The sequence below is a fragment of the Bizionia paragorgiae genome (assembly GCF_900107625.1).
In the GTDB taxonomy this organism is placed as follows: domain Bacteria; phylum Bacteroidota; class Bacteroidia; order Flavobacteriales; family Flavobacteriaceae; genus Bizionia; species Bizionia paragorgiae.
In genome coordinates this window covers 227,625-252,223 of sequence record NZ_FNQK01000002.1, presented here as the reverse complement: position 1 = coordinate 252,223, position 24,599 = coordinate 227,625, and the positions used below count along the sequence as shown (strand labels likewise).

At 33.6% G+C, this 24,599-nt stretch carries 20 protein-coding genes and 1 tRNA gene; 13 read left to right on the top strand and 8 right to left on the bottom strand.

The genetic code is table 11. The annotated features are described in order from the left end of the window. Nucleotides 1-108: 108 nt before the first annotated feature. The gene (gene lepA / locus BLV64_RS02345; RefSeq protein ID WP_092131909.1) at nucleotides 109-1,905 is read left to right on the top strand and encodes a translation elongation factor 4; all 1,797 of its coding nucleotides are present in this window, start codon (nucleotides 109-111) and stop codon (nucleotides 1,903-1,905) included. Nucleotides 1,906-1,987: 82 nt separating this feature from the next. On the opposite strand, the gene BLV64_RS02340 is transcribed toward lepA, so the two are convergent. After that, a complete protein-coding gene (locus BLV64_RS02340; RefSeq protein ID WP_092131906.1) occupies nucleotides 1,988-3,832 on the bottom strand; it encodes a cation:proton antiporter in 1,845 nt (614 codons plus the stop codon). Nucleotides 3,833-4,017: 185 nt separating this feature from the next. Here BLV64_RS02340 and BLV64_RS02335 point away from each other — a divergent pair, with 185 nt between their 5' ends. The 6 genes from BLV64_RS02335 to BLV64_RS02310 all read left to right on the top strand — a co-directional run bounded on the left by BLV64_RS02335 (nucleotide 4,018) and on the right by BLV64_RS02310 (nucleotide 11,758). Next, complete coding sequence (locus BLV64_RS02335) at nucleotides 4,018-4,878, top strand: MBL fold metallo-hydrolase (RefSeq protein ID WP_092131903.1); 861 nt, start codon at nucleotides 4,018-4,020, stop codon at nucleotides 4,876-4,878. 23 nt (nucleotides 4,879-4,901) lie between these two features. After that, nucleotides 4,902-6,515 carry a S8 family peptidase gene (locus BLV64_RS02330; RefSeq protein WP_092131900.1) on the top strand — a complete coding sequence of 538 codons (1,614 nt, stop codon included), beginning with the start codon at nucleotides 4,902-4,904 and terminating at the stop codon, nucleotides 6,513-6,515. A 68-nt stretch (nucleotides 6,516-6,583) separates the two neighbouring features. After that, the gene (locus BLV64_RS02325) at nucleotides 6,584-8,458 is read left to right on the top strand and encodes a M1 family metallopeptidase (protein ID WP_092131898.1); all 1,875 of its coding nucleotides are present in this window, start codon (nucleotides 6,584-6,586) and stop codon (nucleotides 8,456-8,458) included. An 86-nt stretch (nucleotides 8,459-8,544) separates the two neighbouring features. Beyond that, nucleotides 8,545-8,907 carry a ribonuclease P protein component gene (rnpA, locus tag BLV64_RS02320; RefSeq protein WP_092131895.1) on the top strand — a complete coding sequence of 121 codons (363 nt, stop codon included), beginning with the start codon at nucleotides 8,545-8,547 and terminating at the stop codon, nucleotides 8,905-8,907. A 307-nt stretch (nucleotides 8,908-9,214) separates the two neighbouring features. Further along, complete coding sequence (locus tag BLV64_RS02315) at nucleotides 9,215-10,858, top strand: S41 family peptidase (protein ID WP_092131892.1); 1,644 nt, start codon at nucleotides 9,215-9,217, stop codon at nucleotides 10,856-10,858. 30 nt (nucleotides 10,859-10,888) lie between these two features. Further along, a complete protein-coding gene (locus tag BLV64_RS02310) occupies nucleotides 10,889-11,758 on the top strand; it encodes an OmpA family protein (RefSeq protein ID WP_092131889.1) in 870 nt (289 codons plus the stop codon). On the opposite strand, the gene BLV64_RS02305 is transcribed toward BLV64_RS02310, so the two are convergent. Genes BLV64_RS02305 through rpiB form a run of 3 tightly spaced genes read right to left on the bottom strand, consistent with a single transcriptional unit; the run spans nucleotide 11,759 to nucleotide 13,554 of the window. Then, nucleotides 11,759-12,205: a GNAT family N-acetyltransferase gene (locus BLV64_RS02305; protein ID WP_092131886.1), complete on the bottom strand. Its 447-nt coding sequence runs from the start codon at nucleotides 12,203-12,205 to the stop codon at nucleotides 11,759-11,761. A 4-nt stretch (nucleotides 12,206-12,209) separates the two neighbouring features. Then, entirely contained in the window at nucleotides 12,210-13,115 is a 906-nt protein-coding gene (locus BLV64_RS02300; RefSeq protein WP_092131884.1) for a cation diffusion facilitator family transporter, read from the bottom strand. A 1-nt stretch (nucleotide 13,116) separates the two neighbouring features. After that, on the bottom strand, nucleotides 13,117-13,554 hold the full coding sequence (rpiB, locus tag BLV64_RS02295) for a ribose 5-phosphate isomerase B (protein WP_092131883.1): 438 nt from the start codon (nucleotides 13,552-13,554) through the stop codon (nucleotides 13,117-13,119). A gap of 758 nt (nucleotides 13,555-14,312) precedes the next feature. On the opposite strand from rpiB, the gene rnr reads away from it, so the two are divergent. The 4 genes from rnr to BLV64_RS02275 all read left to right on the top strand — a co-directional run bounded on the left by rnr (nucleotide 14,313) and on the right by BLV64_RS02275 (nucleotide 18,489). Then, nucleotides 14,313-16,511 carry a ribonuclease R gene (gene rnr / locus BLV64_RS02290; RefSeq protein ID WP_092131880.1) on the top strand — a complete coding sequence of 733 codons (2,199 nt, stop codon included), beginning with the start codon at nucleotides 14,313-14,315 and terminating at the stop codon, nucleotides 16,509-16,511. A 111-nt stretch (nucleotides 16,512-16,622) separates the two neighbouring features. Continuing rightward, complete coding sequence (locus tag BLV64_RS02285) at nucleotides 16,623-16,922, top strand: heavy metal-binding domain-containing protein (protein WP_092131877.1); 300 nt, start codon at nucleotides 16,623-16,625, stop codon at nucleotides 16,920-16,922. Between the two features lie 62 nt (nucleotides 16,923-16,984). Continuing rightward, a complete protein-coding gene (locus BLV64_RS02280) occupies nucleotides 16,985-17,665 on the top strand; it encodes a head GIN domain-containing protein (RefSeq protein WP_092131874.1) in 681 nt (226 codons plus the stop codon). 146 nt (nucleotides 17,666-17,811) lie between these two features. After that, nucleotides 17,812-18,489, top strand: a complete 678-nt coding sequence (locus BLV64_RS02275) for a LysE family translocator (protein WP_092131871.1) — start codon at nucleotides 17,812-17,814, stop codon at nucleotides 18,487-18,489. Between the two features lie 167 nt (nucleotides 18,490-18,656). On the opposite strand, the gene BLV64_RS02270 is transcribed toward BLV64_RS02275, so the two are convergent. Both BLV64_RS02270 and folB read right to left on the bottom strand, forming a co-directional pair. Next, a tRNA-Cys gene (locus tag BLV64_RS02270) sits at nucleotides 18,657-18,727 on the bottom strand. A 48-nt stretch (nucleotides 18,728-18,775) separates the two neighbouring features. Further along, nucleotides 18,776-19,138: a dihydroneopterin aldolase gene (folB, locus tag BLV64_RS02265; RefSeq protein ID WP_092131868.1), complete on the bottom strand. Its 363-nt coding sequence runs from the start codon at nucleotides 19,136-19,138 to the stop codon at nucleotides 18,776-18,778. Between the two features lie 268 nt (nucleotides 19,139-19,406). Between folB and BLV64_RS02260 the strand changes: the two genes are divergently transcribed. Beyond that, complete coding sequence (locus BLV64_RS02260) at nucleotides 19,407-21,389, top strand: glutamine--tRNA ligase/YqeY domain fusion protein (protein ID WP_092131865.1); 1,983 nt, start codon at nucleotides 19,407-19,409, stop codon at nucleotides 21,387-21,389. A gap of 209 nt (nucleotides 21,390-21,598) precedes the next feature. After that, a complete protein-coding gene (locus tag BLV64_RS02255) occupies nucleotides 21,599-21,805 on the top strand; it encodes a hypothetical protein (protein ID WP_092131862.1) in 207 nt (68 codons plus the stop codon). A gap of 91 nt (nucleotides 21,806-21,896) precedes the next feature. Here the strand turns inward: BLV64_RS02255 and BLV64_RS02250 are convergent, their stop codons facing one another. Both BLV64_RS02250 and gltX read right to left on the bottom strand, forming a co-directional pair. Then, entirely contained in the window at nucleotides 21,897-22,826 is a 930-nt protein-coding gene (locus tag BLV64_RS02250; RefSeq protein ID WP_092131859.1) for an SPFH domain-containing protein, read from the bottom strand. 218 nt (nucleotides 22,827-23,044) lie between these two features. Further along, the gene (gene gltX / locus BLV64_RS02245) at nucleotides 23,045-24,553 is read right to left on the bottom strand and encodes a glutamate--tRNA ligase (RefSeq protein ID WP_092131857.1); all 1,509 of its coding nucleotides are present in this window, start codon (nucleotides 24,551-24,553) and stop codon (nucleotides 23,045-23,047) included. Between the last annotated feature and the right edge of the window lie 46 nt (nucleotides 24,554-24,599).

Genomic DNA, 24,599 nt, shown 5'->3' with positions numbered 1-24,599 from the left:
GTCAAAAGCCGTAATTTTAAGAGAATACAATAGAATAAAGAAAATAAAGAAATCATAATAAATACTTTATATTTGCAACCATCGCCGATAAGGTGAATATTTTAGATTATGAAGAACATTAGAAATTTTTGTATTATAGCTCATATTGATCACGGTAAAAGTACACTTGCCGATCGATTATTAGATTTTACAGGTAGTGTTACCGATCGTGAAAAACAAGATCAGCTATTAGATAGTATGGATTTAGAGCGCGAACGTGGTATTACTATTAAATCGCACGCTATACAAATGAATTACACGTACGAAGGTGAAGATTATATTTTAAATTTAATTGATACTCCCGGCCACGTGGATTTCTCCTACGAAGTATCGCGATCTATCGCAGCCTGTGAAGGGGCTTTACTTATCGTAGATGCTGCACAAAGTATACAAGCGCAAACCATATCGAATTTATATTTAGCCTTAGAGAATGACCTAGAGATTATTCCTGTATTGAATAAAGTCGATTTACCAAGTGCTAATCCAGAAGAAGTTACCGATGATATTGTAGATTTATTAGGCTGTGACCCATCTGAAGTAATTCCAGCAAGTGCGAAAACAGGCTTAGGTATTGAAGCCATTTTAAAAGCAATTATCGAGCGTATTCCTGCACCAAAAGGAACTATTGATGAGCCTTTACAAGCCTTAATCTTCGATTCTGTATACAACCCGTTTAGAGGAGTTGAAACCTATTTTAGAGTCATAAACGGATCGATTAAAAAAGGTCAAAATATTAAGTTTATTGCTACTGGTAAAAACTATTTTGCCGACGAAGTAGGGACTTTAAGACTTACTCAATTTCCTAGAAAGGAAATTAATGCTGGTGATGTAGGGTATGTAATTACCGGAATTAAAGAAGCTAAAGAAGTAAAAGTTGGTGACACCATTACCGATGCCAAAGTACCAACTACCAATCCTATTGCAGGATTCGAGGACGTAAAACCTATGGTATTTGCGGGTATTTACCCTGTAGACACTGAAGATTATGAGGACTTAAGAACGTCTATGGAAAAATTACAACTTAATGATGCCTCGTTAGTATTTTCTCCAGAAAGTTCGGCAGCCTTAGGTTTTGGTTTCCGTTGTGGATTCTTAGGTATGTTACACATGGAGATTATTCAAGAACGTTTAGAACGTGAGTTTAATATGACGGTAATTACTACCGTTCCCAACGTAAGTTATAATGCCTTTACAAGAAAAGACCCAGACGTTCCAATTATTGTTAATAACCCTACAGATTTACCAGATCCTTCTGGATTAGATCGTGTAGAAGAACCTTATATTAAAGCCACTATTATTACCAAAGCAGATTTTGTTGGTAATGTCATGTCTTTATGTATTGAAAAACGTGGTATTATTACACACCAAACGTATTTAACTACCGAGCGTGTTGAGTTGGTTTTCGATATGCCATTAGCCGAAATTGTATTCGACTTTTACGATCGTTTAAAAACGGTTTCTAAAGGATATGCTTCTTTCGATTATTCGCCAATAGGAATGCGAGTATCTAAATTAGTACGTGTAGATATCTTATTAAATGCACAGCCTGTAGATGCTCTTTCTGCATTAATACATGCCGATAATGCACAGCATATTGGTAAAAAAATGTGTGAGAAATTAAAAGAATTAATACCAAGACAACAGTTCGATATTCCTATTCAAGCGGCAATTGGTGCTAAAATTATTTCTCGTGAAACAACCAAAGCTTTACGTAAAGATGTAACTGCTAAATGTTATGGTGGTGATATCTCTCGTAAACGTAAGTTATTAGAAAAGCAGAAAAAAGGAAAGAAACGTATGCGCCAAGTAGGTAACGTAGAAATTCCTCAAGAAGCATTTATGGCTGTATTAAAATTAAATGATTAATACCCCATATTTTCGCTTAATACACATTAAAAAGCCCCTCTATTACTTTAAATAGAGGGGCTTTTTTATATGGTAATAGACTTTAAACCGTTTCTGTATTTTCTACATCAAAAGGTTTCCCTAGGTAAACTAAATACCATCCCGGGCCTTCAATTTTCATTTTCTTATTATCTGATGGGATAATTTGTAAATCACCTTTATTGTCTTTAATAAACAAAGGTATAATATCTTTATCTGCAGTCGTAATCTCAATTAAGCTTTCGTAGTGTGATTGATCTTTTAATTCAATCTCTTGAATACTTGGGTATTTACGTGTTACCGTTGTAAGAGAATTATAATCATCAAAATTAGAAAATAAGCCTTCTTTTGGGAAGACGCCATCATCCTTCATTTCATCGATTGTTAATAATCTAAAGGCACCATTTTCTCCAAACTGCTTTGAATACTTGTTAATTGCATACTTATTAATTTCAGCACTACCGGTTAAAGCCATGATATAACCAATATCGTTTAACTCAATATTATCTCCTAAATTATCAGAGTAAATATTAGTAGTAATAGCTTCTAACCTTAATTCTTTTGCCTTGGCAATATTAGAGGGGTTACTATCAATTAAAACAACATGTCTTCCGTGCGTTTCTAGATAATGACCTAATAAACGCGACACTTTAGACGCACCGACGATTAAAATACCACGAGAATCATTTAAAAATACACCTACGACTTTAGCGAATAATCGGGCTGTAGTCGCATTTAATAATACCGTTCCTAAAACAATTACAAATACTAATGGGGTAATATATTCGGCATATTCTACACCATCTTTAGCTAATTTTAAACCAAATAAAGAAGCGATACCAGCAGCAACAATACCACGTGGTCCAACCCAACTTATAAACAGTTTTTCGTTAAGTTTTAGTGAAGAGCCAAACGTACTTATAAACACACCTAAAGGTCTTATAACAAATACGATAATTGCAAATAAGGCTAAAGTTTCCCATCGATAGATAAGATACAAATCTTCCATGTTAATATTGGCAGCCAATAAAATAAACAAGATGGAAATTAATAAAACACTTAGCGATTCTTTAAAATATAATAACTCTTTTAAATAGGGTGATTTAGAGTTTCCTAATACCATACCCATAATAACAACAGCTAATAAACCAGACTCATGAGCAAACACATCAGATAAAATAAACACGCCTAAAACTGAGGCTAATGCAAATACATTTAATAAATAATGAGGAACCCATTGCTTGTTAATAATAATGTTTAAAGCGTGAGCAAAAGTATACCCAAAGGTAGAGCCAAAAAGCACAATTTTACCAAATTCTATAAATGCCGTTTTTGTAAATTCTCCACCAGTTTCTAGGGTAATAAATTCGAAAACTAAGACCGCTACTAAAGCCCCTATAGGATCGATTAAAATACCTTCCCATTTTAAAACCGTAGACACATCTTTGTTTAAAGGAATGTTTCTAAGAATAGGCGTAATCACCGTTGGTCCTGTTACAATAATCAGTCCTGCGAATAAAAAAGAAATCTCCCAAGACAACTCAAATATAAAATAAGCAGCTACCGCAGAGCCAATAAAAGTAATCAGGGACCCGACCGAAATTAACTTGGTTATCACTGGTCCTACATTTTTTATTTCTCCCATTCTTAAGGTTAATCCACCTTCAAATAGAATAATACTAATGGCTAAGGAGACAAAATAAAACAGACTTTCTCCGGGAAAAAGACCTTTATCGCCAGTCCAAATAGGTTCTATCCATTTTGTGCCATCCGAAGATAAAAACTCTGCAGCGATGGGGCCGACTAACAATCCAATAAGAATTAAGGGTAAAATTGCAGGTATTTTAAATTTCCATGCAACCCATTGTGCCAATATTCCTAAAATAATGATCCCTCCTAATTCTACCATACTTTAAATTTTGGCGTGAAATTAATAATTTAATTTTTAAGGATGGACTATTTTTTAAGTAAATAGGTAGCATTCAGAGCTCAAAACACTGATTACAATCTATAAAAAAGCTGTAAAACTTGTTTCTTAATAAAAACTTAACGTTTGGTATGATGTAACACATATTTCCTATTTTGCAAGCTACTATGAAACTATATCCAATACAAGCAGGAAACTTTAAGTTAGATGGTGGCGCCATGTTTGGCGTGGTACCAAAATCATTATGGACGCGAACCAACCCAGCAGATGCTAACAATATGATAGATATTGCTGCACGCTGTTTATTAATTGAAGATGGCAAGCGTCTTATTTTAATCGATACGGGGATGGGTGATAAACAAAGTGATAAATTCTTTGGTTATTACAACCTATGGGGAGATGATAATATTGATAAATCTCTAGCAAAATACGGTTTTCATCGCGATGATATTACCGATGTGTTTATGACTCATTTACATTTTGACCACTGCGGTGGTTGTGTAAAATGGAATGCCGATAGAACACTTCTAGAACCCGCATTTAAAAATGCTCACTTTTGGAGTAATCAAAAGCATTGGGACTGGGCTACAAAACCAAATAGGAGAGAAGTTGCTTCTTTTTTAGAGGAAAACATTTTACCCATGCAAGAAAGCGGTCAGCTTAAATTTACTGGTTTACCAGAATCTGACTTATTAGAAAACTCTGATCTTGGTTTTGATATCTTTTTTGCCAACGGTCACACCGAAAAGCAAATGATTCCCATTATTAATTACAAAGGGAAAAAAATCTGTTTTATGGCCGATTTATTACCTACAGCAGGACATTTACCTCTGCCTTTTGTTATGGGCTATGATACAAGGCCTTTGCTAACCTTAGATGAGAAAGAAAAATTCTTGAATCTGGCAGCAGATAATAATTATTACTTATTTTTGGAGCACGATGCACATAACGAAATAATAACAGTAAAACACACCGATAAAGGCGTGCGATTAAACGAAACGTTTTCGTGTGAATCCATATTAAATTAACATAAAACCAAAAGAATACTCTTATGAAAATGATTAACAAATCACTAATTTTTTCTGCAGTTGCTGCAGTTTTATTATCAAGTTGTGGTGGTGGGTCTGCGATTTTATCGACACCTATCGATAACATAGATAATACACCTATTAAAGAAACAGAGCTTACACTTGCTGAAAAACAAAACTGGGGTCACTTAGATTTAGTTACCGATACCATCCCAGGAATGAGTGTTGATAAAGCGTATTCTGAAATTATTAAAGATAAAAAAGGAAAAACTATAATCGTTGCAGTTATCGATTCTGGTATAGATATTAACCACGAAGATTTAAATGGTGTTCTGTGGACAAACAAAAAAGAGATTCCTGGAAACGGAATTGACGATGACAACAACGGTTATGTCGATGATATTCACGGATGGAACTTTTTAGGTGATGCTTACGACGAGCAATTAGAATACATTCGTTTAGTAGCAAGTGGTGATACAAGCGCACCAAGATATCAAGAAGCTTTAGCGAAATACGAAGAAGATTACAAAGCGGCTTTAAGTGGTAAAGAACGTTACGACCAAATTTACCAAAAGTTATCTGAAGCTCATGAGGCATTAACAAACCACTTCAATACTGAAGACTATACGCCAGCACAAGTTAATGCTATCGAAACTGATAATGCAGAATTAACAGAAGCTATTAAATCAGCAAAATTTTTCTATGCTAACGGTATGACTTCTTTAGCCGATGCTAAAAAACAAATAAAAGGAGGTGTAGAGTATTTTACTGCACAGGTAAACTACAACCTTAACAAAGACTTTAGAGGAAGATTAACAGGTGATAACCCTGATGATTTTAATGACAAGCCAGGTTATGGTAACGGAAACGTTTTACCTGTTAAAAAATCTGAAAGCCACGGTACTCACGTAGCAGGTATTATTGCTGCAGAACGCAACAATGGTTTAGGTGCTAATGGTGTTGCTAACAACGTAGAAATTATGAGTATCCGTGCGGTTCCTAATGGAGATGAGTACGACAAAGATATCGCAAAAGCGATTCGTTACGCTGTAGATAACGGTGCAAAAGTAATTAACGGTAGTTTTGGAAAGAGTTTCTCTCCACATGCTGACTGGGTTAGAGATGCCATAAAATACGCAAGTGATAATGATGTGATTTTTGTACACGCTGCCGGAAACGATAGTAAAGATGTTGATACAGAACCTAACTTCCCAGATGATAATGTTGATTTCGTAGAAATTAGTAATACATACATTAGAGTAGGTGCATTAGCTCCAGAATACGGAACTAAACTTCTTGCAGGATTCTCTAACTACGGTAAGAAAAATGTAGATGTTTTTGCTCCAGGTGCAAAAATATATTCTACAACTCCAGAAAATGAATACGATACTAAAGGAGGTACGTCTATGGCTGCTCCTGCTGTGGCTGGTGTTGCTGCTTTAGTTTGGTCTCAATACCCGAAATTATCAGCTGCTCAAGTAAAACAAATTATTATGACTTCTGGTTTAGCTGTTCCTTCTAAAGTAATTGTTGGAGGAGATGCAAAAGATATCAGACCATTTTCTGAAGTTTCAAAATCAGGAAAAATGGTAAATGCTTACAATGCTTTAATTATGGCATCACAATTATCTAAATAATTATTAATCCTATATTAAAAGCCTCAATATCCTTATATTGAGGCTTTTTTATATCTAAATTTTACACCATGAAAAACTATTTTTTATTTGGTTTAGCCTTGTCATTAGTCTTAACCTCTTGTAAATCGACACAAGAACTTAGCGCTACATCTGCGGTTTCACCAATGCCATCTCAACACTCTTCATCAATGTATTGGCAACAACATGTTGATTATAAAATGGAAATTGATATGGATGTTAACACCTATCAATACGATGGTAAACAAAACTTAGTCTATACCAACAACTCACCAGATGTATTAGACAAAGTATATTACCATTTATTTTTTAATGCCTTCCAACCAGGAAGTGATATGGATGCACGCTTACAAAGTATAGAAGATCCAGACCGTAGAATGACCAATAATTTAGGGACTAAAGAAAATCCTATTTACGAAAGTAGAATTAGTAAATTACAACCTGATGAAATTGGTTTTATCAAAGTAAACGGCTTAAAACAAGATGGTAAAGCTGTACAATATCATACCGCAGGAACAATTTTAGAAGTCACCTTAGCACATCCTATTCAACCAGGAGAGCGTACTACTTTAGATATGGAATTTAAAGCTCAAGTTCCGGTACAAATCCGTCGTTCGGGACGTAATAGTGCTGAAGGTGTTGTCTTATCTATGGCACAATGGTATCCTAAATTAGCCGAATATGATTTTGAAGGATGGCATGCAGATCCTTACATAGGAAGAGAATTTCACGGCGTTTGGGGTGATTTTGATGTTAAACTAACAATTGATAGAAACTATATCGTTGGTGGTACTGGATACCTTCAAAACCCAAATCAAATTGGTTATGGCTATGAAACAGGTACGGTTAACCGACCAAATACGGATAAATTAACATGGCACTTTGTAGCACCAAATGTACATGACTTTACTTGGGCAGCCGATCCGGAATATATTCACGATACCCTACAAGTAGAAAACGGACCGTTATTGCATTTCTTATACAAAAACAATCCGGAAATTAAAGAAAACTGGAAAAACCTTCAGCCAAAAACAGCGGGTTTAATGACTTATTTTAGCGAAAACCTAGGGAAGTATCCATACGAGCAATATTCTGTAATACAAGGAGGCGATGGTGGTATGGAGTACGCTATGTCTACTTTAATTACAGGAGAACGTAGTTTTGGTAGCTTAGTTGGTGTAACAGCTCACGAATTAGCACATACATGGTTCCAATTTTTATTGGCAACTAACGAAAGTAAACACGAGTGGATGGACGAAGGCTTTACGAGTTATATTAGTGAATATGCTGTAGATGCAGTAAATAATACACCAAGAGAAAACCCAATAGAACGTGCTTATCAAGGGTACGTATATTTAGCTAAATCTGGTAAAGAAAAACCACAAACAACACATTCTGATCGTTTTGAAACGAATTTCGCTTATGGTATAGCTGCTTATAATAAAGGCGCTGTATTTTTAGCACAATTAGGTTATGTTATTGGTGAAGACAACTTAAAGAAAACTTTAAAACAATATTATAAAGATTGGGCCTTTAAACACCCAACACCAAACGATTTTATTCGCGTGGCTGAAAAAGTATCTGGATTGCATTTAGGATGGTATTTAACCGATTGGACACAAACGACAAATACAATAGATTACGCTGTGAAATCGATTGATAATAACACGGTTAATTTAGAACGTATTGGGCTTATGCCAATGCCATTAGATCTAGAAGTAACCTATACTGATGGTACAACTGAAGCCTTTTACATTCCTCTACAAATGATGCGCGGCGAAAAACCAACCACAGCTACTATTATTAACGACTGGTCTTGGGCTCACCCTAACTACTCGTTTACAACGACAAAACCTGTGCAATCTGTGGTTATCGATCCAAAAGGATTTATGGCCGATGTAGATCGTTCTAACAATAAAAAATAAGACGCATTCATTTCTTGTAAATTTTAAAACCTCATCGTACAGATGAGGTTTTTTTATTGGCTTAGCATTATTACCTTTGAAGTCTTATGGAAAACGAAAGATACACTTACAATAAGGCCGAAAAATTAAAGAGCCAAAAAGCAATAGAACAACTATTTACCGAAGGTAGATCGGTGTCTGCTTATCCCTTACGCTTAGTGTATTTAAAAACGGATAGCAATCTAAAAGCAGGAGTTTCTGTAAGTAAACGTAATTTTAAACGTGCTGTAGATCGTATTCGAATAAAACGCTTAATGCGTGAAGCCTACCGCCTTAATAAAAACATGTTGCTCAATAACAATAGGTCTAACTATTCGTTTATGATTTTATATAACAGTAAAGACATGCCCGATTTTAATTTTATGGATACAAAAATGAAGGCCTTATTCACTAAATTTTTAGCGCAATAAGTTAGTATCTTGCTCTAAATTATTTAGAACAAAATAGTAAAACAGATAGGGCAAAATTTTAGTTTTATTTATCGCATTTCAAAGGTGAGAGCATCACAATTTAAATAGCGATTTAGAGTAAATACCTAAAACTATGAGGTGGTTTACATTAAGATTTATGAGGTCTTTTAATTATTGAATGCGCTTAAAATCTGTTAATAAACACGTATCTTTATTTTTATTAGGTTTGTTTTAATATCGCGATGGTGTATAGAAGGCGAAAAAATTCATATCTATTTTAAAATACTGAAGTTATAAAAAAGTAAAAATGAAAGCACTATTAAAAAGAAAAATTCTTATCCCCATTATAGCCATCTTACTATTTATTGGGACCACAGGTTTTAAAACATACCAAAGTGATTTTTTTGAAATAGCGAAACAAATAGAAATATTTACCACGCTTTTTAAAGAATTAAATATGAATTATGTGGATAAAACCAATCCTGGGGACTTAATGGATAATGCCATTAAAAGTATGCTTACAGAATTGGATCCGTATACCATATTTTACAACGAACAGGATGTAGAAGCAGCCCGAATAAAGCAAACCGGAGATTATACTGGTGTAGGAGCAAGTATAAAAACTTTTAAAGATAAATTATTAGTCATCGAACCCTATAAAGGTTACCCAGCCGATCTTGCTGGTTTAAAAGCTGGAGATGAAATAACTATTGTCGATGGTGTTGCTGTTAAGGATTATGACGATGATGCCTCAAACCTGCTTAAAGGCTCTCCAAACTCGAGTTTAGAAATAACTTATGTCCGCCAAGGTAAAACTAAAACAACGTCCATTAAACGCTCGGAAATAGAGATTGACGCCGTTCCTCATTTTTCAATGATTGATGAAAATACCGGGTATATCGTGTTAAAAAAGTTTAATTCTAAAGCATCTTCACAAACAGGATATGCTTTAAAAGATTTAAAAGCACAAGGTGCAAAATCTATAATTTTAGATCTCCGTGGTAACCCAGGAGGCTTATTAAACGAAGCGGTTAACGTTGTTAATTTATTTGTTCCTAAAGAACAATTAGTGGTGAGTACAAAATCTAAAGTAAAAAAATACAACCGTACCTATTACACAAAAAATGAACCTATAGACACCGAAATTCCTTTAGTGGTACTCATTAATGGTAAAAGTGCCTCGGCAAGTGAAATTGTTGCAGGAACTCTTCAAGATATAGATCGCGCAGTGATTGTAGGCTCACGTAGTTTTGGAAAAGGTCTCGTTCAGCGTCCAAAAAAATTAACTTATGGAACACAAATCAAATTAACTATTTCGCGTTATTACACACCTTCTGGACGTTGTATTCAAGCTTTAGACTATTGGAATAAAGACGAAAAAGGAAACGCTGTTCGTGTAAAACAAAAAGATTATAATGTCTTTAAAACTAAAAATGGTAGAAAAGTATTTGATGGTGGTGGGGTTTTTCCAGATGAAATTTTAGAACATTCTAAGAATTCAGCGATTACAAACGCTATTTTGAGTACACAGAGTATTTTTGATTTTGCAACGAATTACTATTACAGCCATCCTATAAAAGATATATCGGATTTTAAGTTAACAGATGCCGATTTTAAAAGCTTTAAAAATTACCTTAAAGAAACCAATTTCTCTTTCGAAACCGAAACTGAAAAATCGTTTGCTAAAGCGTTCGAAATTTCTAAAACTGAAAACCTAACCGATAATATAAAAAAGGATTACAGTACACTTATTGCAAACTTAAACCAATATAAGCAAGATGCTCTAGACGAAAATAAAACGCAATTATTGGACTTATTAACAGACGAAATCGTTAAGCGTTATGTATACAGAGAAGGATTATACGAGTATTATAAAGTACATAATAGCGAAATAAAAAAAGCAACAGATATTTTAAAAAGTCCGTCGAAATACAAAAAGTATTTAAACTAATTAAAGTGTTTATCGGTTTAAAAAAGCCTTATGAATAAAGTACTTTTTATACTACTATTACTATCTAATATCGTGTATTCTCAAAAAGAAATCACACACGATGTTTACTTTGATACCGATAAATACAATGTGCCTTTAACCGAAGAAAACAGACTCTTATTGTTTATCTCGGAATTGGACACGATTGATATTGCTAAGGTTTCTATATATGGATTTACAGACGATAGAGGCACTAGCGCATATAATTTAGAACTCTCCCAAAACCGTGCTGATGCTATAAAAGACATGTTTTCAGGCTACGGAATAGATCCTGATTTAATAACTAATGTAGATGGAAAAGGGATTATACTTTTAAAGGTTTTAAATGAAAAAGAAATTAGTAAAATTAGAGGCTTAAATCGTAAAGTAGAAATTATAGTTACACCTAAACAGCCCCAGAAAACGCCAACGAAATCTGATAGTAAAGCGGACGATAAACCAAAAGATAAGTTAGAAAAATCCATTGATGATTTGTCAAAAGGAGAACTTAAAAAAGGAGATAAAATTAGATTGGATAATATTTATTTTAAAACCAATTACAGTTATATCACTGCCGAATCACGTAAAACTTTAGAGCATCTTGCTAAGGTTTTAGTACAACACGACAACATTTATTTTACCATTCAGGGTCATGTGTGTTGCACTCAAATGAGTAGAGATGCTATCGATAAAAGAACAAAAAAGCGGAATTTATCGGTTGCACGAGCACAGTATATTTATGATTATTTAGCCCGTAAAGGCGTTGATAAAAGACGTATGAAATACGTTGGTTTAAGACGAAAATTTCCTTTAGGTGGTGATCCGAAATTTGATCGTCGTGTTGAAATTTTAGTTACTTATATTGGGAAATCTACCAAATAATTACTGCTTATACACCATGGCCATATGCGGTATTCCATCTTCTAAATACTCGTCTCCCGTAGCTTTAAACCCAAGATTATTATAGAACTTTTTTAGGTAGCATTGTGCCGAAATATGAATGTGAGACGTTTTAAAGTGAATTCGTAAAGCTTCAATAGATGCTGTCATAATATCGTAACCATAGTTGTGATTACGCTCGCTTTTAGCAACAACTACACGACCTATACTGGCTAAATCAAAATAATCTCCTGGAGCAAAAACACGTGTATACCCTATAATTTTATTATTTTTATACCCTATAATATGAAGTGCTTTATGGTCTTTACCATCGATATCTTGATACACGCAATCCTGTTCTACAACAAACACTTCACTTCGTAATTGTAAAATAGAATACAACTCATTAAGAGTTAATGCATCAAAAGGTTTGACTTGAATTTTTATCATAATTTTAATCTTGAACAATAATTTCTTTCGGGTCTTCTTTCTTGTATTCGGGTTGAATAGTAATATGATTAATGCTAAATTCTTGATATAAAAGCGATTCTATTTGACCTAGTAACACATTAAATTCTGAAGTCGTAATATCTTCTTCTAAGTCTAAATGTGCTTCCAAATGCACTTCAGTATCACTTAAATGCCAAATATGAACATGGTGTAACATTCTTACTTTAGCTAAGCTATTAACAGTGGTAACGACATCTTCTAAATTAATAGCTTCGGGTGTAAAAAGCATCAGCATTTTAGTTGACGTTTTTAATAAATCGAATCCGACCCAAATAAGATATAAGGCGATTAAAAAAGTGAGCACACTATCTATCCAATACCACTCAAAATACTTCATTAACAGTCCGCCAATTAAAACGGCAACACTTGCTAACATATCTGTTAATAAGTGTAAATAGGCACTACGCATATTAATATTATGCTTGGCATCCTTTTTTAAAAGCAAGACACTCAAACCATTAGCTACAATTCCTAAAATGGATAACCAGATAACTAAATCCGATCCTATAACTTCGGGTACTTTAAAACGTTTTACAGCTTCTATTATTAACAAAATAGCAACTATAATTAAGGTAAAGGCATTAATAAAAGCAGCTAATATTTCGGCTCTCTTGTATCCGAAGGTTTTATCAACAGAGGCTTTTTGTTTACTTAATTTTGTCGCTATAAAACTCACTATTAGCGATAAAACATCACTAAAATTATGCAAGGCATCACTTAACAAACTTAAACTTCCAGAAACTAACCCACCAACAACTTGAGCAGCCGTAATTCCTATATTTAAAATTATAGAAATTAAAAGATTGTTTCCTGTTAATACTGGAAGCGTTTGTTTTGGTGATTCACTCATATTAACAAGAAGACGCAGGTATTTTATCTACTCTACTTTGGTGTCTACCACCTTCAAATTCAGTCTCTAAAAAGGTATCAACCATAGTCAACACCTGTTGAATAGCTGTATAACGTGCAGGAATACACATTATGTTAGCATTGTTATGCTGACGGGTTAAGGCGGTAATTTCGTTAATCCAACAAATCCCAGCACGTACATGTTGATATTTGTTAGCTGTAATAGCCACACCATTTGCGCTACCACAAATTAAAATACCAAAATCCACAGTCTTATTATTTACATCTTGAGCTACGGGGTGAACGTAATCTGGGTAATCTACACTATCACTAGCATCGGTACCATAGTTTTTTACCGTGAAGCCCTTAGATTCTAAATGCTTGATAATAGCATACTTATACTCGGTTCCCGCGTGGTCATTTCCAATTGAAATAGTCATTATTTAATAGTATTTAATGTTGTTGTGTTTTTAAGCTATAAAGTTAATATATAGAATACTAAAACTGATGTTAAAATGAGCTAACTTCAAAATTATCTGTTATAAAAGAGGAAATAGGTCGTTTATAAACAAAATTAATCCATTGTTAACTTCTCTTGGTTTTAATCTTCATTACTTGTTAATATCTTCTTATTCTTTTTTAAAACTTTAATTAGGATTCTATCAAAAATTTTACAAACCAAAATCAACATGAATATACCAAAAAAGTTAGCACTTTTTTTTAGCTTAATTATTCAATGAAAATTTACAGATACCAACATCAAAAATTACAATACTTATTAAAACACTCAGGGAGTTTTAGGTTATCAACAGTTGTTAACAACAGTTTTAATTCCCTTTAAAATTAAGACATTAACACTGTAATAACATGTTAATAATGTACTCGAGATTACAAATCAAAAAAAATAACTAAAAAGTTATACCGCTATTAACAGACTATAATAAGCATTATTTTTTTTTTAAAATTTTAAAAGAAATAAATGATATATATAATAAATGTTTACAAACTATTTTTTTAATTAACGTTCTCTTAAAATTGATTTAATTTATAAAACGTAACTTTGCAGTAATCTTAATAGATTGATAGTATAAATAAATTCATCTTTGCTACATTAGGTAGAAAAGCTCTTCTTCTGAATTTAGTATTTGCTAGAATACAATTAATCAATATCTTTAAGAAGAATTAACGAATCAATTACATGACAAAAAAGAAAAAAAGGAAACCTTCAAATAATAAGATTTCCGACCTTACAAATACTATTATAAGTATTTTAAAAGATGATAGAACCAAATCATTCAACTATAAACAAATAGCTTCAAAATTACAACTTAACGACGCTAGTAGTCGTAACCAAATCATAAAAACCCTTGCCAAATTAAAAGCGAAAGAAGAGATTAAAGAAGTCGATCGTGGCAAGTTTCAAATAATAAATAATACAGAATACCATACTGGAATTTTCGATGCTGCCCAACGTGGTAACGGTTACGTTATTTGCGATGATTTTGAAGATGATATTTACATCGCTTCAAACAATGTTAACAAAGCATTAAACGGTGATGAAGTAGAATTATACGTTTATAAACGAAGAAAGCGAGGTAAACTCGAAGGCGAAATTACCAAGATTATAAAACGTGCTAAAACCGATTATGTAGGAGTTATACAAATTCATAAAGGAAAAAACTTTGCATTTGTAGTAGTTGATGGTAACAAAATGAAAACAGATATTTTTGTGCCTATTAACAAAACGATGAATGCCAACGATGGCGATAAAGTTTTAGTTACTATGGAAGAATGGCCAGAGAAAGCCGATTCTCCAAATGGAAAAGTGATAAAAGTACTGGGTAAAGCAGGAGAACATAATACCGAAATTCATGCTATTTTGGCCGATTATGGATTGCCTTACGACTTTCCAAAAGAAATAGAAGATTATGCTAGCAATATCAACTTAGATATTTTACCTGAGGAAATAGCTAAGCGCCGTGATATGCGTAAAGATTTAACTTTTACCATTGATCCTAAAGATGCGAAAGATTTTGATGATGCCTTATCTTTTACCGTTTTAGAAAATGGTAATTATGAAATAGGAATTCACATTGCAGACGTTTCACATTATTTAGAAGAAGGAAGCATTCTAGACGATGAAGCTTACGAACGTGCAACCTCTGTTTATTTAGTAGATCGCGTGGTACCCATGTTACCAGAAATTCTTTCAAATGGTGCATGTTCACTGAGACCGCACGAAGAAAAATACACTTTTTCAGCTGTTTTTGAACTTAATAATAAAGCTGAAATTAAAAATGAATGGTTTGGCCGAACGGTAACTTACAGTGATGCTCGATTTGCTTATGAAGAAGCCCAAGCTATTATAGAAAGTAAAAGCACTCAAATTCCCGCTGACGTTTCGTTAACCGGAGAAGCTTATAATACTGATCAATCCATTGCCGATGCGGTTTTAAAAATGGATGAATTGGCGAAAATTATGCGTGCAAAACGTATGGATTCTGGAGCCTTATCTTTTGATAAATTGGAAGTAAAATTTGATTTAGATGAAGAGGCAAATCCTGTTGGCGTGTTTTTTAAAACAAGTAAGGATGCCAATAAATTAATTGAAGAATTTATGCTTTTAGCAAATCGTAAAGTTTCAGAATTTATAGGGAAACAAAAACCAGAAAAAACCTTTATTTATCGTGTGCATGACGAGCCAGACGAAAGTAAATTAATGGCACTTCAAGGGGTCGTTTCTAAATTCGGACATAAATTAAATTTTAAAGATCGCAAGAGTATCGCCTCGTCTTTAAACACTTTATTGTCTGATGTACAAGGTAAAAAAGAACAAAATTTAGTCGATACTTTAACCATTCGTACTATGAGTAAAGCCGAGTATACTACCGATAATATTGGTCATTACGGTTTGGCTTTCGATTATTACAGTCACTTTACATCGCCAATTCGTCGTTATCCAGATGTGATGGCTCACCGTTTACTACAGCGGTATTTAGATGGCGAGAAATCTGCTAGTGCAGAAGTGTACGAAGAGAAGTGTAAACACGCTAGTAATATGGAATACTTAGCGACCAAAGCCGAAAGAGATTCTATTAAATACATGCAAATCCGCTTTATGCAAGATCATAAAGATGAAGAATTTGTAGGTGTTATTTCTGGGGTTACCGATTGGGGAATTTATGTAGAAATTATTTCTAATAAATGTGAAGGTATGGTAAGAACCAGAGATATTAAAGGCGATTACTATGAATTTGATCAAGATCAATTTGCACTTATTGGCCGAGAGTCTAAAATCATGTACCAATTGGGTGACGAAGTGGTAGTAAAAGTAAAACAAGCTGATTTAGAGAAACGTCACCTAGATTTTGAGTTAATTGGTAAAGCACCAGAATAGGCTATTTTAAGATCCTAAAATAGTTTAAATAAAGTCGTAATCGTAAGCAATTGCTTTTGGTTACGGCTACTTTTATTTAAATTGCTATATAAAATATAAATATCACATCTTATGATTATTACAACAACACCATCGGTGGAAGGATATAAAATAATTTCTTACAAAGGTCTTATTTCGGCTGTAGGCGTTAATACTAGAAAACTATCTTTTTCTTTTAATACAGAAAAATTTATCCAGGCGATGGAGGAGAGTATCGATGCCGTAAAACAAGATGCATTTAATGCGTTAGAGGATAAAGCAAAAGCCTTAAATTGTAATGCTATTGTTGGTGTTTCTGTAGACTTAGAAACAGATCCTAGCACTACTTTTATTTTAGTTTCTGTAACCGGAACAGCTGTTAATATTGTATAATATTTTTTAAAAAGTGTAACACTTTAAAAATGTGGCACTCTTTAATTTAAACAACATTTTTTATGAAATTTATAGTTGGTTTAGTCGTATTGTTGATAAGTGCAGTCGGTCTTGCACAAGAACCTAAAGAATTACAGGTTGGTACATTTTCAACCGTAAAAGTCTACGATTTAATACATATCAAGTTGGTTAAGTCTACCGAAAATAAAGTTATAATTTCTGGTGATGATATCGACGATGTTAACATTGTTAATACCGGTGGTACATTAAAAATAAAAATGGCTTTCGATAAAGTGTTTAATGGAACCAATACGTTTGTTGCGGTATATTATACGCATTTAAAAAGTATAGATGGTAACGAAGGAGCTTATATTGTTGGAAACGAACTAATAACTCAAGATAAGATTGAATTAAGGGCTCAGGAGGGCGCAAAATTAAAAATAGGTCTAGATGTAAAGGAGGTCTCAATTCGAGCTGTTTCTGGCGGTAGAATTAAGACAAAAGGAAAAGCGGATGAGCAAATGGTTATTATAAATACAGGAGGAGTTTATGAAGGAGAAGCCTTTCCAACTTTACGAACAACGGTTAGTATTCGTGCTGGTGGAGAAGCCGATGTAAATGCTTCTGATTTTGTAGATGCAAAAATAACGGCGGGTGGTGATATTTATATTTACGGTAATCCGTTGCAAGTCAATAAAAAAACAACGTTTGGTGGTGATATTACCATTCGAAAACAACAATAAGCCTTAATACTTCTTTAGGTTTATCATATATTATCGTATTTTAGTACAGTGAAAGCTTCAGTTAAATTAAAACTGAAGCTTTTTCTTGTGATAAGAAACTTTCTATAAATAATTTCTTTACTTTGTATTAAACCCTTATAAATACTATGATCGAAGATATCCAGGCAGCAATTCCATTAGGCTTTTTTTTAAGTTTTATGATTGGCCCTGTATTTTTTGTACTCCTTGAAACTAGCGTTATTAAAGGGTTTAGAGCGGCTGTTGCTTTCGATTTAGGAGTGATTATCGCCGATGTTTTGTTTATTGCTTTAGCCTATTTTTCGAGTTATCAGTTACTTGAAAATTTAAGTAATCAACCCGGTCTATACGTTTTTGGGGGTACTATTTTAGCTATTTATGGTTCAATTATCTTCTTTAAAAAACCAAAGAAAGAAATTGAGACGCATACAGAAATTGTTATTAAGCGCACGAATTACTACAAATTGTTTTTAAAAGGTTTCTTCTTAAACTTTATAAACATTGGTGTTCTCGTCTTTTGGTTAGGAGTTATTATTGTCGTGAGTCCCAATTTAGACAACGATGTTAATAGGTTTATAACTTTTTTTGGTGCTATGCTTGGTGCCTATTTTGTTACCGATATTTTTAAAATATTATTAGCGAAACAATTAAAAAGTAAATTAACACCCGAATTAATTATTAGAATTAAAAAGCTTCTGGGACTGATTTTGGTGGTTTGTGGTATTATTTTAATAACTAAAGGGTTTCTTCCGAAGGATCAATTTGATCCACAAGATCTTATCGAAGGTATCGAACACAACCGCTAATTGGTGGATAATTAGGTACTGATTCTTTTAGTGTCTTTCATTTTTATTACAAAATTGAAGTATTAGTCTATAAACAGTCTAGTTATTAGAGCTAGTAATTCATAAAAAATAGATATATAATAAGGGTATAAAAAAAGAGCTACTTAGATTATAAGTAACTCTTTTTGAGGTGTCGAGCGGATTCGAACCGCTGTAGATGGTGTTGCAGACCACTGCCTAGCCACTCGGCCACGACACCTTTTGTGACCGCAAATGTAAAAAAAAATCTTATTCTTTACTACTTACTTTATGCTTTTCTTTTTTCCGACATTTCAATGGTTACCATTTCCACATCACCACCAATTGGAGGATTAACTTTACTTACGGCAACTGTTGCAACGGTAACTAATTGTTCTTCAGAAAAAATACGATTTATAATACGTTTTGCTACGTTTTCTAAAAGGGCACTTGGTTTAGCCATTTCTTCAACGACAATTCTGTTTAATAAAACATAATCTACAGTATCTTTTAACGCATCGCTTTGCGCACTTTTTTGTAAATCGGCTTTTACTTTTAAATCCACACGGTAATCACTACCAATTTTCGTTTCCTCTTTAAGGCATCCGTGGTTTGCAAACACACGAATATTTTCAACTTTAATTATTCCCAAAATATATATTTTTTACGAAAATAGTAAAATCATATCAGTTTAATCCATAATTAATAAATTAAGACCAAGCCTCAAATCGAATGTGTGTTTAACCTCTTATTTAATTGTTTAAAAAGCATTTCCCACAGGGGGTAAACTATAAATTAAGAGCACGGGGATATATATTAAATAGTTAATGAATAAAAGTAACTTGAATTTCCTTAATTTTGTTCTACTTTAAAAATCAGTTTAAAGTCGCAAATGATCCTTTCATTTTCAAACGAAATATATGTCTGAAGAAAAAAAACCGCTTAATTTTATTGAGCATATTATAGAAGAAGATTTAAAAAACGGATTAGATCCTAAGGATTTAAAATTCCGTTTTCCACCAGAACCTAATGGGTATTTACATATTGGGCATACTAAAGCTATTGGAATCAGTTTTGGTTTAGGTGAAAAATATAAGGCACCGGTAAATCTGCGTTTTGACGATACGAACCCAGCAAAAGAAGAGCAGGAATATGTAGATGCGATAAAAGAAGATGTCTCTTGGTTAGGCTATGAATGGGCAGAGGAGTGCTACTCGTCAGATTACTTTCAACAGTTGTACGATTGGGCAGTATTACTAATTAAACAAGGTAAAGCCTATGTCGATTCGCAATCTAGTGAGGCTATGGCCGAACAAAAAGGAACGCCTACACAGCCAGGTGTCGATGGTCCTTATCGCAATAGAAGCGTTGAAGAGAACTTGGATTTGTTTGAAAGAATGAAAAAAGGTGAATTTAACGAAGGTGAACATATCTTACGTGCCAAAATAGACATGCAACATCCCAACATGTTAATGCGTGATCCATTAATCTATCGTATACTTAAAAAACACCACCACCGTACAGCAAATGATTGGTGCATTTACCCTATGTACGACTGGACTCATGGTGAAAGTGATTATATAGAACAAATAACACACTCGTTATGTTCGCTTGAATTTAAGCCACACAGAGAGCTTTACGATTGGTTTTTAGACCAAGTGGTCGACGCTAATAAAATACGCCCTAAACAACGCGAATTTGCACGTTTAAACTTGAGTTACACCATTATGAGTAAGCGTAAACTTCTAAAGTTAGTAGAGGAGGGCGTGGTTTCTGGATGGGATGACCCGCGTATGCCAACTATTTCTGGTTTACGCCGTCGTGGTTATACACCTTCTTCAATTAGGAAGTTTGTAGAAACGGTTGGTGTTGCAAAACGTGAAAACGTAATCGATGTATCGCTTTTAGAATTCTGTATTCGCGAAGATTTAAACAAAAGTGCACCGCGTGTTATGGCTGTTTTAAATCCGTTAAAAGTGGTTATTACTAATTACGATGCGGATAAGGAAGACTGGTTAGAAGCTGAGAACAATCAAGAAGATTCGCAAGCAGGATTTAGAAAAGTGCCATTTTCTAATGAAATTTATATTGAAAAAGACGATTTTAAGGAAGAAGCATCGGATAAGTTTTTTAGATTAAAACTTGGCGGTGAAGTTCGACTTAAAAATGCCTATATCATTAAAGCGGAATCTGTAGTTAAAGATGCTAATGGAGAGATTACAGAAGTGCATTGTACCTATAGTGAAGATACGTCTAAAAAAGTAAAAGGAACATTACACTGGGTATCTATAAAACATGCCGTTAAAGCAGAAGTGAGAGAATATGATCGCTTGTTTAACGACGAAGCGCCAGATAGCCATAATGACAAAGATTTTATGGAATTTATTAATCCCAATTCTCTTAAAATTATAGAAGCCTTTGTAGAGCCTAGTTTAGCTGATGCTGAAATAGGACAGCAATTCCAATTTCAACGTTTAGGATATTTTAATGTTGATAAAGATTCTAAAACAGGGCAGTTGGTCTTTAACAAAACGGTAGGATTAAAAGATTCATGGTCTAAGCAAAAACCTAAAACGGAAGCTAATCAGCCAAAACCACAGCAAAAACGCCCTGCAATCGAACTTATAAAACAGTATGGTAAAAAGTACGATCGTTTACCTGATGATAAACGTGAAGCTGCCAAAGCAGACATTCAAGAATTAGCTAAGCAAATTAGTTATGAGGATTTAGAACCTTTGTTTAATACCTCGGTAAAGAAGTCTGGAACGCGAATTATTACTATGATAAGTTTAGGCGTGTTACTAAATAATGGCTTAGAAAAAAATGAGGCTATACATGCTTTTATTGAGAAAGCATTAGAAGATAAAAATAAACTGCTAGTAGAAGAGGCTAGCGCATTATAATAACAATCCACAAGCTTTTAAACTTGTGGATTTTTTTTGTTACTAAATGTGGTCTTTAAACTAGTGGTTAGGGTGCTGTTTAAAGACGTAGTATTAAGTTTTAGCAAATAATTAATAGTTTATTTTTGATAGGGCGATATAAAATCCTTATTATAAGTTAGTTATAATATAATCTTGTAACTGGAACCTTTAATTAAAAACTAAAAATTATGGATAGTAAAGCTAAAGATATACTTACAGATATTACACGTCTAACTAATGAAATAGAATCGAAGTATCCGGAGATGCAAAAGTATTTAGACGAAACACGAGCAACCTTACCACAAGGAGCTTTTGAAAATTCTGAGATGGATGTTAGTGCTCTTGAAAATTATAGAAACAGTCTTAAAGAAATGATGTTAAAGTATAAAAAATAGCATTAGAATGTAAGGTAATTAAAAGATATAAAAAAGGCTGTTACGTAAGTAGCAGCCTTTTTTTGATGGAGCAGTAGGTAATAGATACCTTCTATTCCTCTAATTCTTTAGCCTTTTTAGACGCTTTCATAGCTTCTCCTATTTGGTTACTTGCTGTAAAGCTAGCTACCATGTCATTTAACATTTGGCTTCCTGCTTGTGGTGAGTTAGGAAGTAATATTAAATTACTGTTAGTTTCACTACCAATAGCTTGTAATGTATCGTAATGTTGTGTTACTACAATAAGAGCAGACGCTTCTTGAGAATTAATACCAACACGGTTTAAAACATCTACAGACTCCTCTAGACCACGAGCAATCTCACGACGTTGATCGGCAATACCTTGTCCTTGTAAACGCTTACTTTCTGCTTCAGCTTTCGCTTTTTCAACGATTAAAATACGTTGTGCATCTCCTTCATATTGAGCGGCAGTTTTTTCTCTATCGGCAGCGTTAATTCGGTTCATAGCTATTTTTACCTGGGCATCTGGGTCGATATCGGTAACTAATGTTCTAATGATATCAAATCCGTAGTCCATCATAGCATCATTAAGTTCTGCTTTTACGGCCAAGGCAATGTCATCTTTTTTAACAAAGACATCATCCAATTTCATTTTAGGAACTTCGGCACGAACCACATCAAATACATAACTCGTTATTTGTTCATGCGGATAATCTAACTTGTAAAAGGCATCATAGACTTTTTCAGTCACCACTTTGTATTGTACTGAAACTTTAAGTTTGACAAATACATCATCCAAAGTTTTGGTTTCAATAATAACATCTAATTGCTGAATTTTTAAACTCAAACGACCAGCAATTTTATCGATAATAGGAATTTTTAATTGTAATCCAGAGTGACGAATGCTTTGGAATTTACCAAAACGTTGCACAATAGCTGCACTCTGTTGTTTTACTGTAAAGAAGGAAGATATTAATATAATAATTCCGAATACAATAATAATAGGAAGAAATAGATTCATAAATGTTTATTTTATAAGGTTAATGTACTTGCTCTAATTTAAGGTATATTTAATGACTAACATCTTAATTTAGAATGAAAAACACATGTTTATCTTATTAGTAGTACCTACGCTATGTTTGTTACATCCTTTCCATAGAATATTAAATTTTTTTCTAAAGCATAAAAAAAGCGAGTTCCCTAAAGGACTCGCTTTTTTTGATTGTTAGTGCTAAGTTATTATAATATAGCGATCACTTTTTCTATTCGTTTAACGGTTTCTTGTTTTCCTATCATATACATAATATCGAACACATCAGGACCTTGTAGAGCACCAACTAAGGCTAGTCGCAATGGCATCATAATTTTACCAAAACCAATAGCGTTACTAGTGATCCATCCTTTTATTTCTGTTTGAAGCGTTTCTACTTCAAATTCTGTATTTTTTGATATAATATCCACCAACTGAAGCATTAAGTCCTTAGTATCGTCCTTAAATGCTTTTTTAGAAGCTTTTTCATCATAAGATTCTGGTGCAACAAAGAAATAACTACTTAACTCCCATAAATCTGAAATAAAAGTGGCACGTTCTTTAACTAATCCAACCACTAAAGCGATATAATTAACATCTATACTAGCTAATTCGTTGTGTTGCTTTTGGAAGGTTTCAGCAATAGCATCATCGTTTTGCTCTTGCATATAATGGTGGTTAAACCATTTTATTTTATCCGGATCAAAACGTGCTCCAGCCTTGTTTACACGTTCTAGTTCGAAAGCGGCAACCAATTCGTCTAAACTAAATAATTCTTGTTCTGTACCTGGATTCCAACCTAAAAAAGCTAAGAAGTTAATAACGGCTTCTGCGAAATAACCCTCTTCTTTATACCCTCTTGAGACTTCTCCTTCTGGAGATGTATATTCTAAAGGAAATACTGGGAAACCTAACTTGTCACCATCACGCTTACTTAATTTTCCTTTTCCTGTTGGTTTTAGAATTAATGGTAAGTGTGCAAACTCTGGTGCTTCCCAACCAAATGCGGTATATAACTGCATGTGTAATGCTAAACTTGGTAACCATTCTTCCCCTCTAATAACGTGCGAAATTTCCATTAAATGGTCGTCAACAATATTAGCAAGGTGGTAAGTAGGCATACCATCACTTTTAAATAAAACCTTATCGTCAAGTATGTTGGTATCAATTTTTATTGCACCACGAATACTATCGTTTAGGTGTAAAATTTGATCTTGAGGTGATTTAAAACGAATCACATAATCCTCTCCAGCTTCTAATTTGGTTTTTACATCCTCGGCAGAAAGTGATAATGAATTATTTAATTTTTCTCTATTATGCCAGTTGTAAATAAAGGTTTTCCCTTTAGCTTCATGATCTTTTCTATGAAAATCTAATTCCTCTGCAGTATCAAAAGCGTAGTAGGCATTGCCGCTAGCTATTAATTCATCAGCATATTGTTTATATAAATGTTTGCGTTCACTTTGTTTGTAAGGTCCGCAATTTCCTTCTTTTCCTGGACCTTCATCATAAGGGATATTACACCAGTTTAAAGAGTCGATAATGTATTTTTCGGCCCCTTCAACAAAACGATTTTGGTCGGTATCCTCAATTCTTAGAACGAAAGTTCCGTTGTGTTTTTTCGCAAATAAATAGTTAAATAAGGCAGTACGAACGCCTCCAATATGTAATGGTCCTGTTGGACTTGGTGCAAAGCGCACACGAACGTTTTTAGACATTTTCTTGTGTTTAAGACTGCAAAGATACAATTAACACGCAATTATT

Bases quoted from the DNA above. Each gene is read 5' to 3' on its own strand.
- lepA (WP_092131909.1), top strand. From the start codon at position 109: ATGAAGAACATTAGAAATTTTTGTATTATAGCTCATATTGATCACGGT.
- BLV64_RS02340 (WP_092131906.1), bottom strand. From the start codon at position 3,832: ATGGTAGAATTAGGAGGGATCATTATTTTAGGAATATTGGCACAATGG.
- BLV64_RS02335 (WP_092131903.1), top strand. From the start codon at position 4,018: ATGAAACTATATCCAATACAAGCAGGAAACTTTAAGTTAGATGGTGGC.
- BLV64_RS02330 (WP_092131900.1), top strand. From the start codon at position 4,902: ATGAAAATGATTAACAAATCACTAATTTTTTCTGCAGTTGCTGCAGTT.
- BLV64_RS02325 (WP_092131898.1), top strand. From the start codon at position 6,584: ATGAAAAACTATTTTTTATTTGGTTTAGCCTTGTCATTAGTCTTAACC.
- rnpA (WP_092131895.1), top strand. From the start codon at position 8,545: ATGGAAAACGAAAGATACACTTACAATAAGGCCGAAAAATTAAAGAGC.
- BLV64_RS02315 (WP_092131892.1), top strand. From the start codon at position 9,215: ATGAAAGCACTATTAAAAAGAAAAATTCTTATCCCCATTATAGCCATC.
- BLV64_RS02310 (WP_092131889.1), top strand. From the start codon at position 10,889: ATGAATAAAGTACTTTTTATACTACTATTACTATCTAATATCGTGTAT.
- BLV64_RS02305 (WP_092131886.1), bottom strand. From the start codon at position 12,205: ATGATAAAAATTCAAGTCAAACCTTTTGATGCATTAACTCTTAATGAG.
- BLV64_RS02300 (WP_092131884.1), bottom strand. From the start codon at position 13,115: ATGAGTGAATCACCAAAACAAACGCTTCCAGTATTAACAGGAAACAAT.
- rpiB (WP_092131883.1), bottom strand. From the start codon at position 13,554: ATGACTATTTCAATTGGAAATGACCACGCGGGAACCGAGTATAAGTAT.
- rnr (WP_092131880.1), top strand. From the start codon at position 14,313: ATGACAAAAAAGAAAAAAAGGAAACCTTCAAATAATAAGATTTCCGAC.
- BLV64_RS02285 (WP_092131877.1), top strand. From the start codon at position 16,623: ATGATTATTACAACAACACCATCGGTGGAAGGATATAAAATAATTTCT.
- BLV64_RS02280 (WP_092131874.1), top strand. From the start codon at position 16,985: ATGAAATTTATAGTTGGTTTAGTCGTATTGTTGATAAGTGCAGTCGGT.
- BLV64_RS02275 (WP_092131871.1), top strand. From the start codon at position 17,812: ATGATCGAAGATATCCAGGCAGCAATTCCATTAGGCTTTTTTTTAAGT.
- BLV64_RS02260 (WP_092131865.1), top strand. From the start codon at position 19,407: ATGTCTGAAGAAAAAAAACCGCTTAATTTTATTGAGCATATTATAGAA.
- BLV64_RS02255 (WP_092131862.1), top strand. From the start codon at position 21,599: ATGGATAGTAAAGCTAAAGATATACTTACAGATATTACACGTCTAACT.
- BLV64_RS02250 (WP_092131859.1), bottom strand. From the start codon at position 22,826: ATGAATCTATTTCTTCCTATTATTATTGTATTCGGAATTATTATATTA.
- gltX (WP_092131857.1), bottom strand. From the start codon at position 24,553: ATGTCTAAAAACGTTCGTGTGCGCTTTGCACCAAGTCCAACAGGACCA.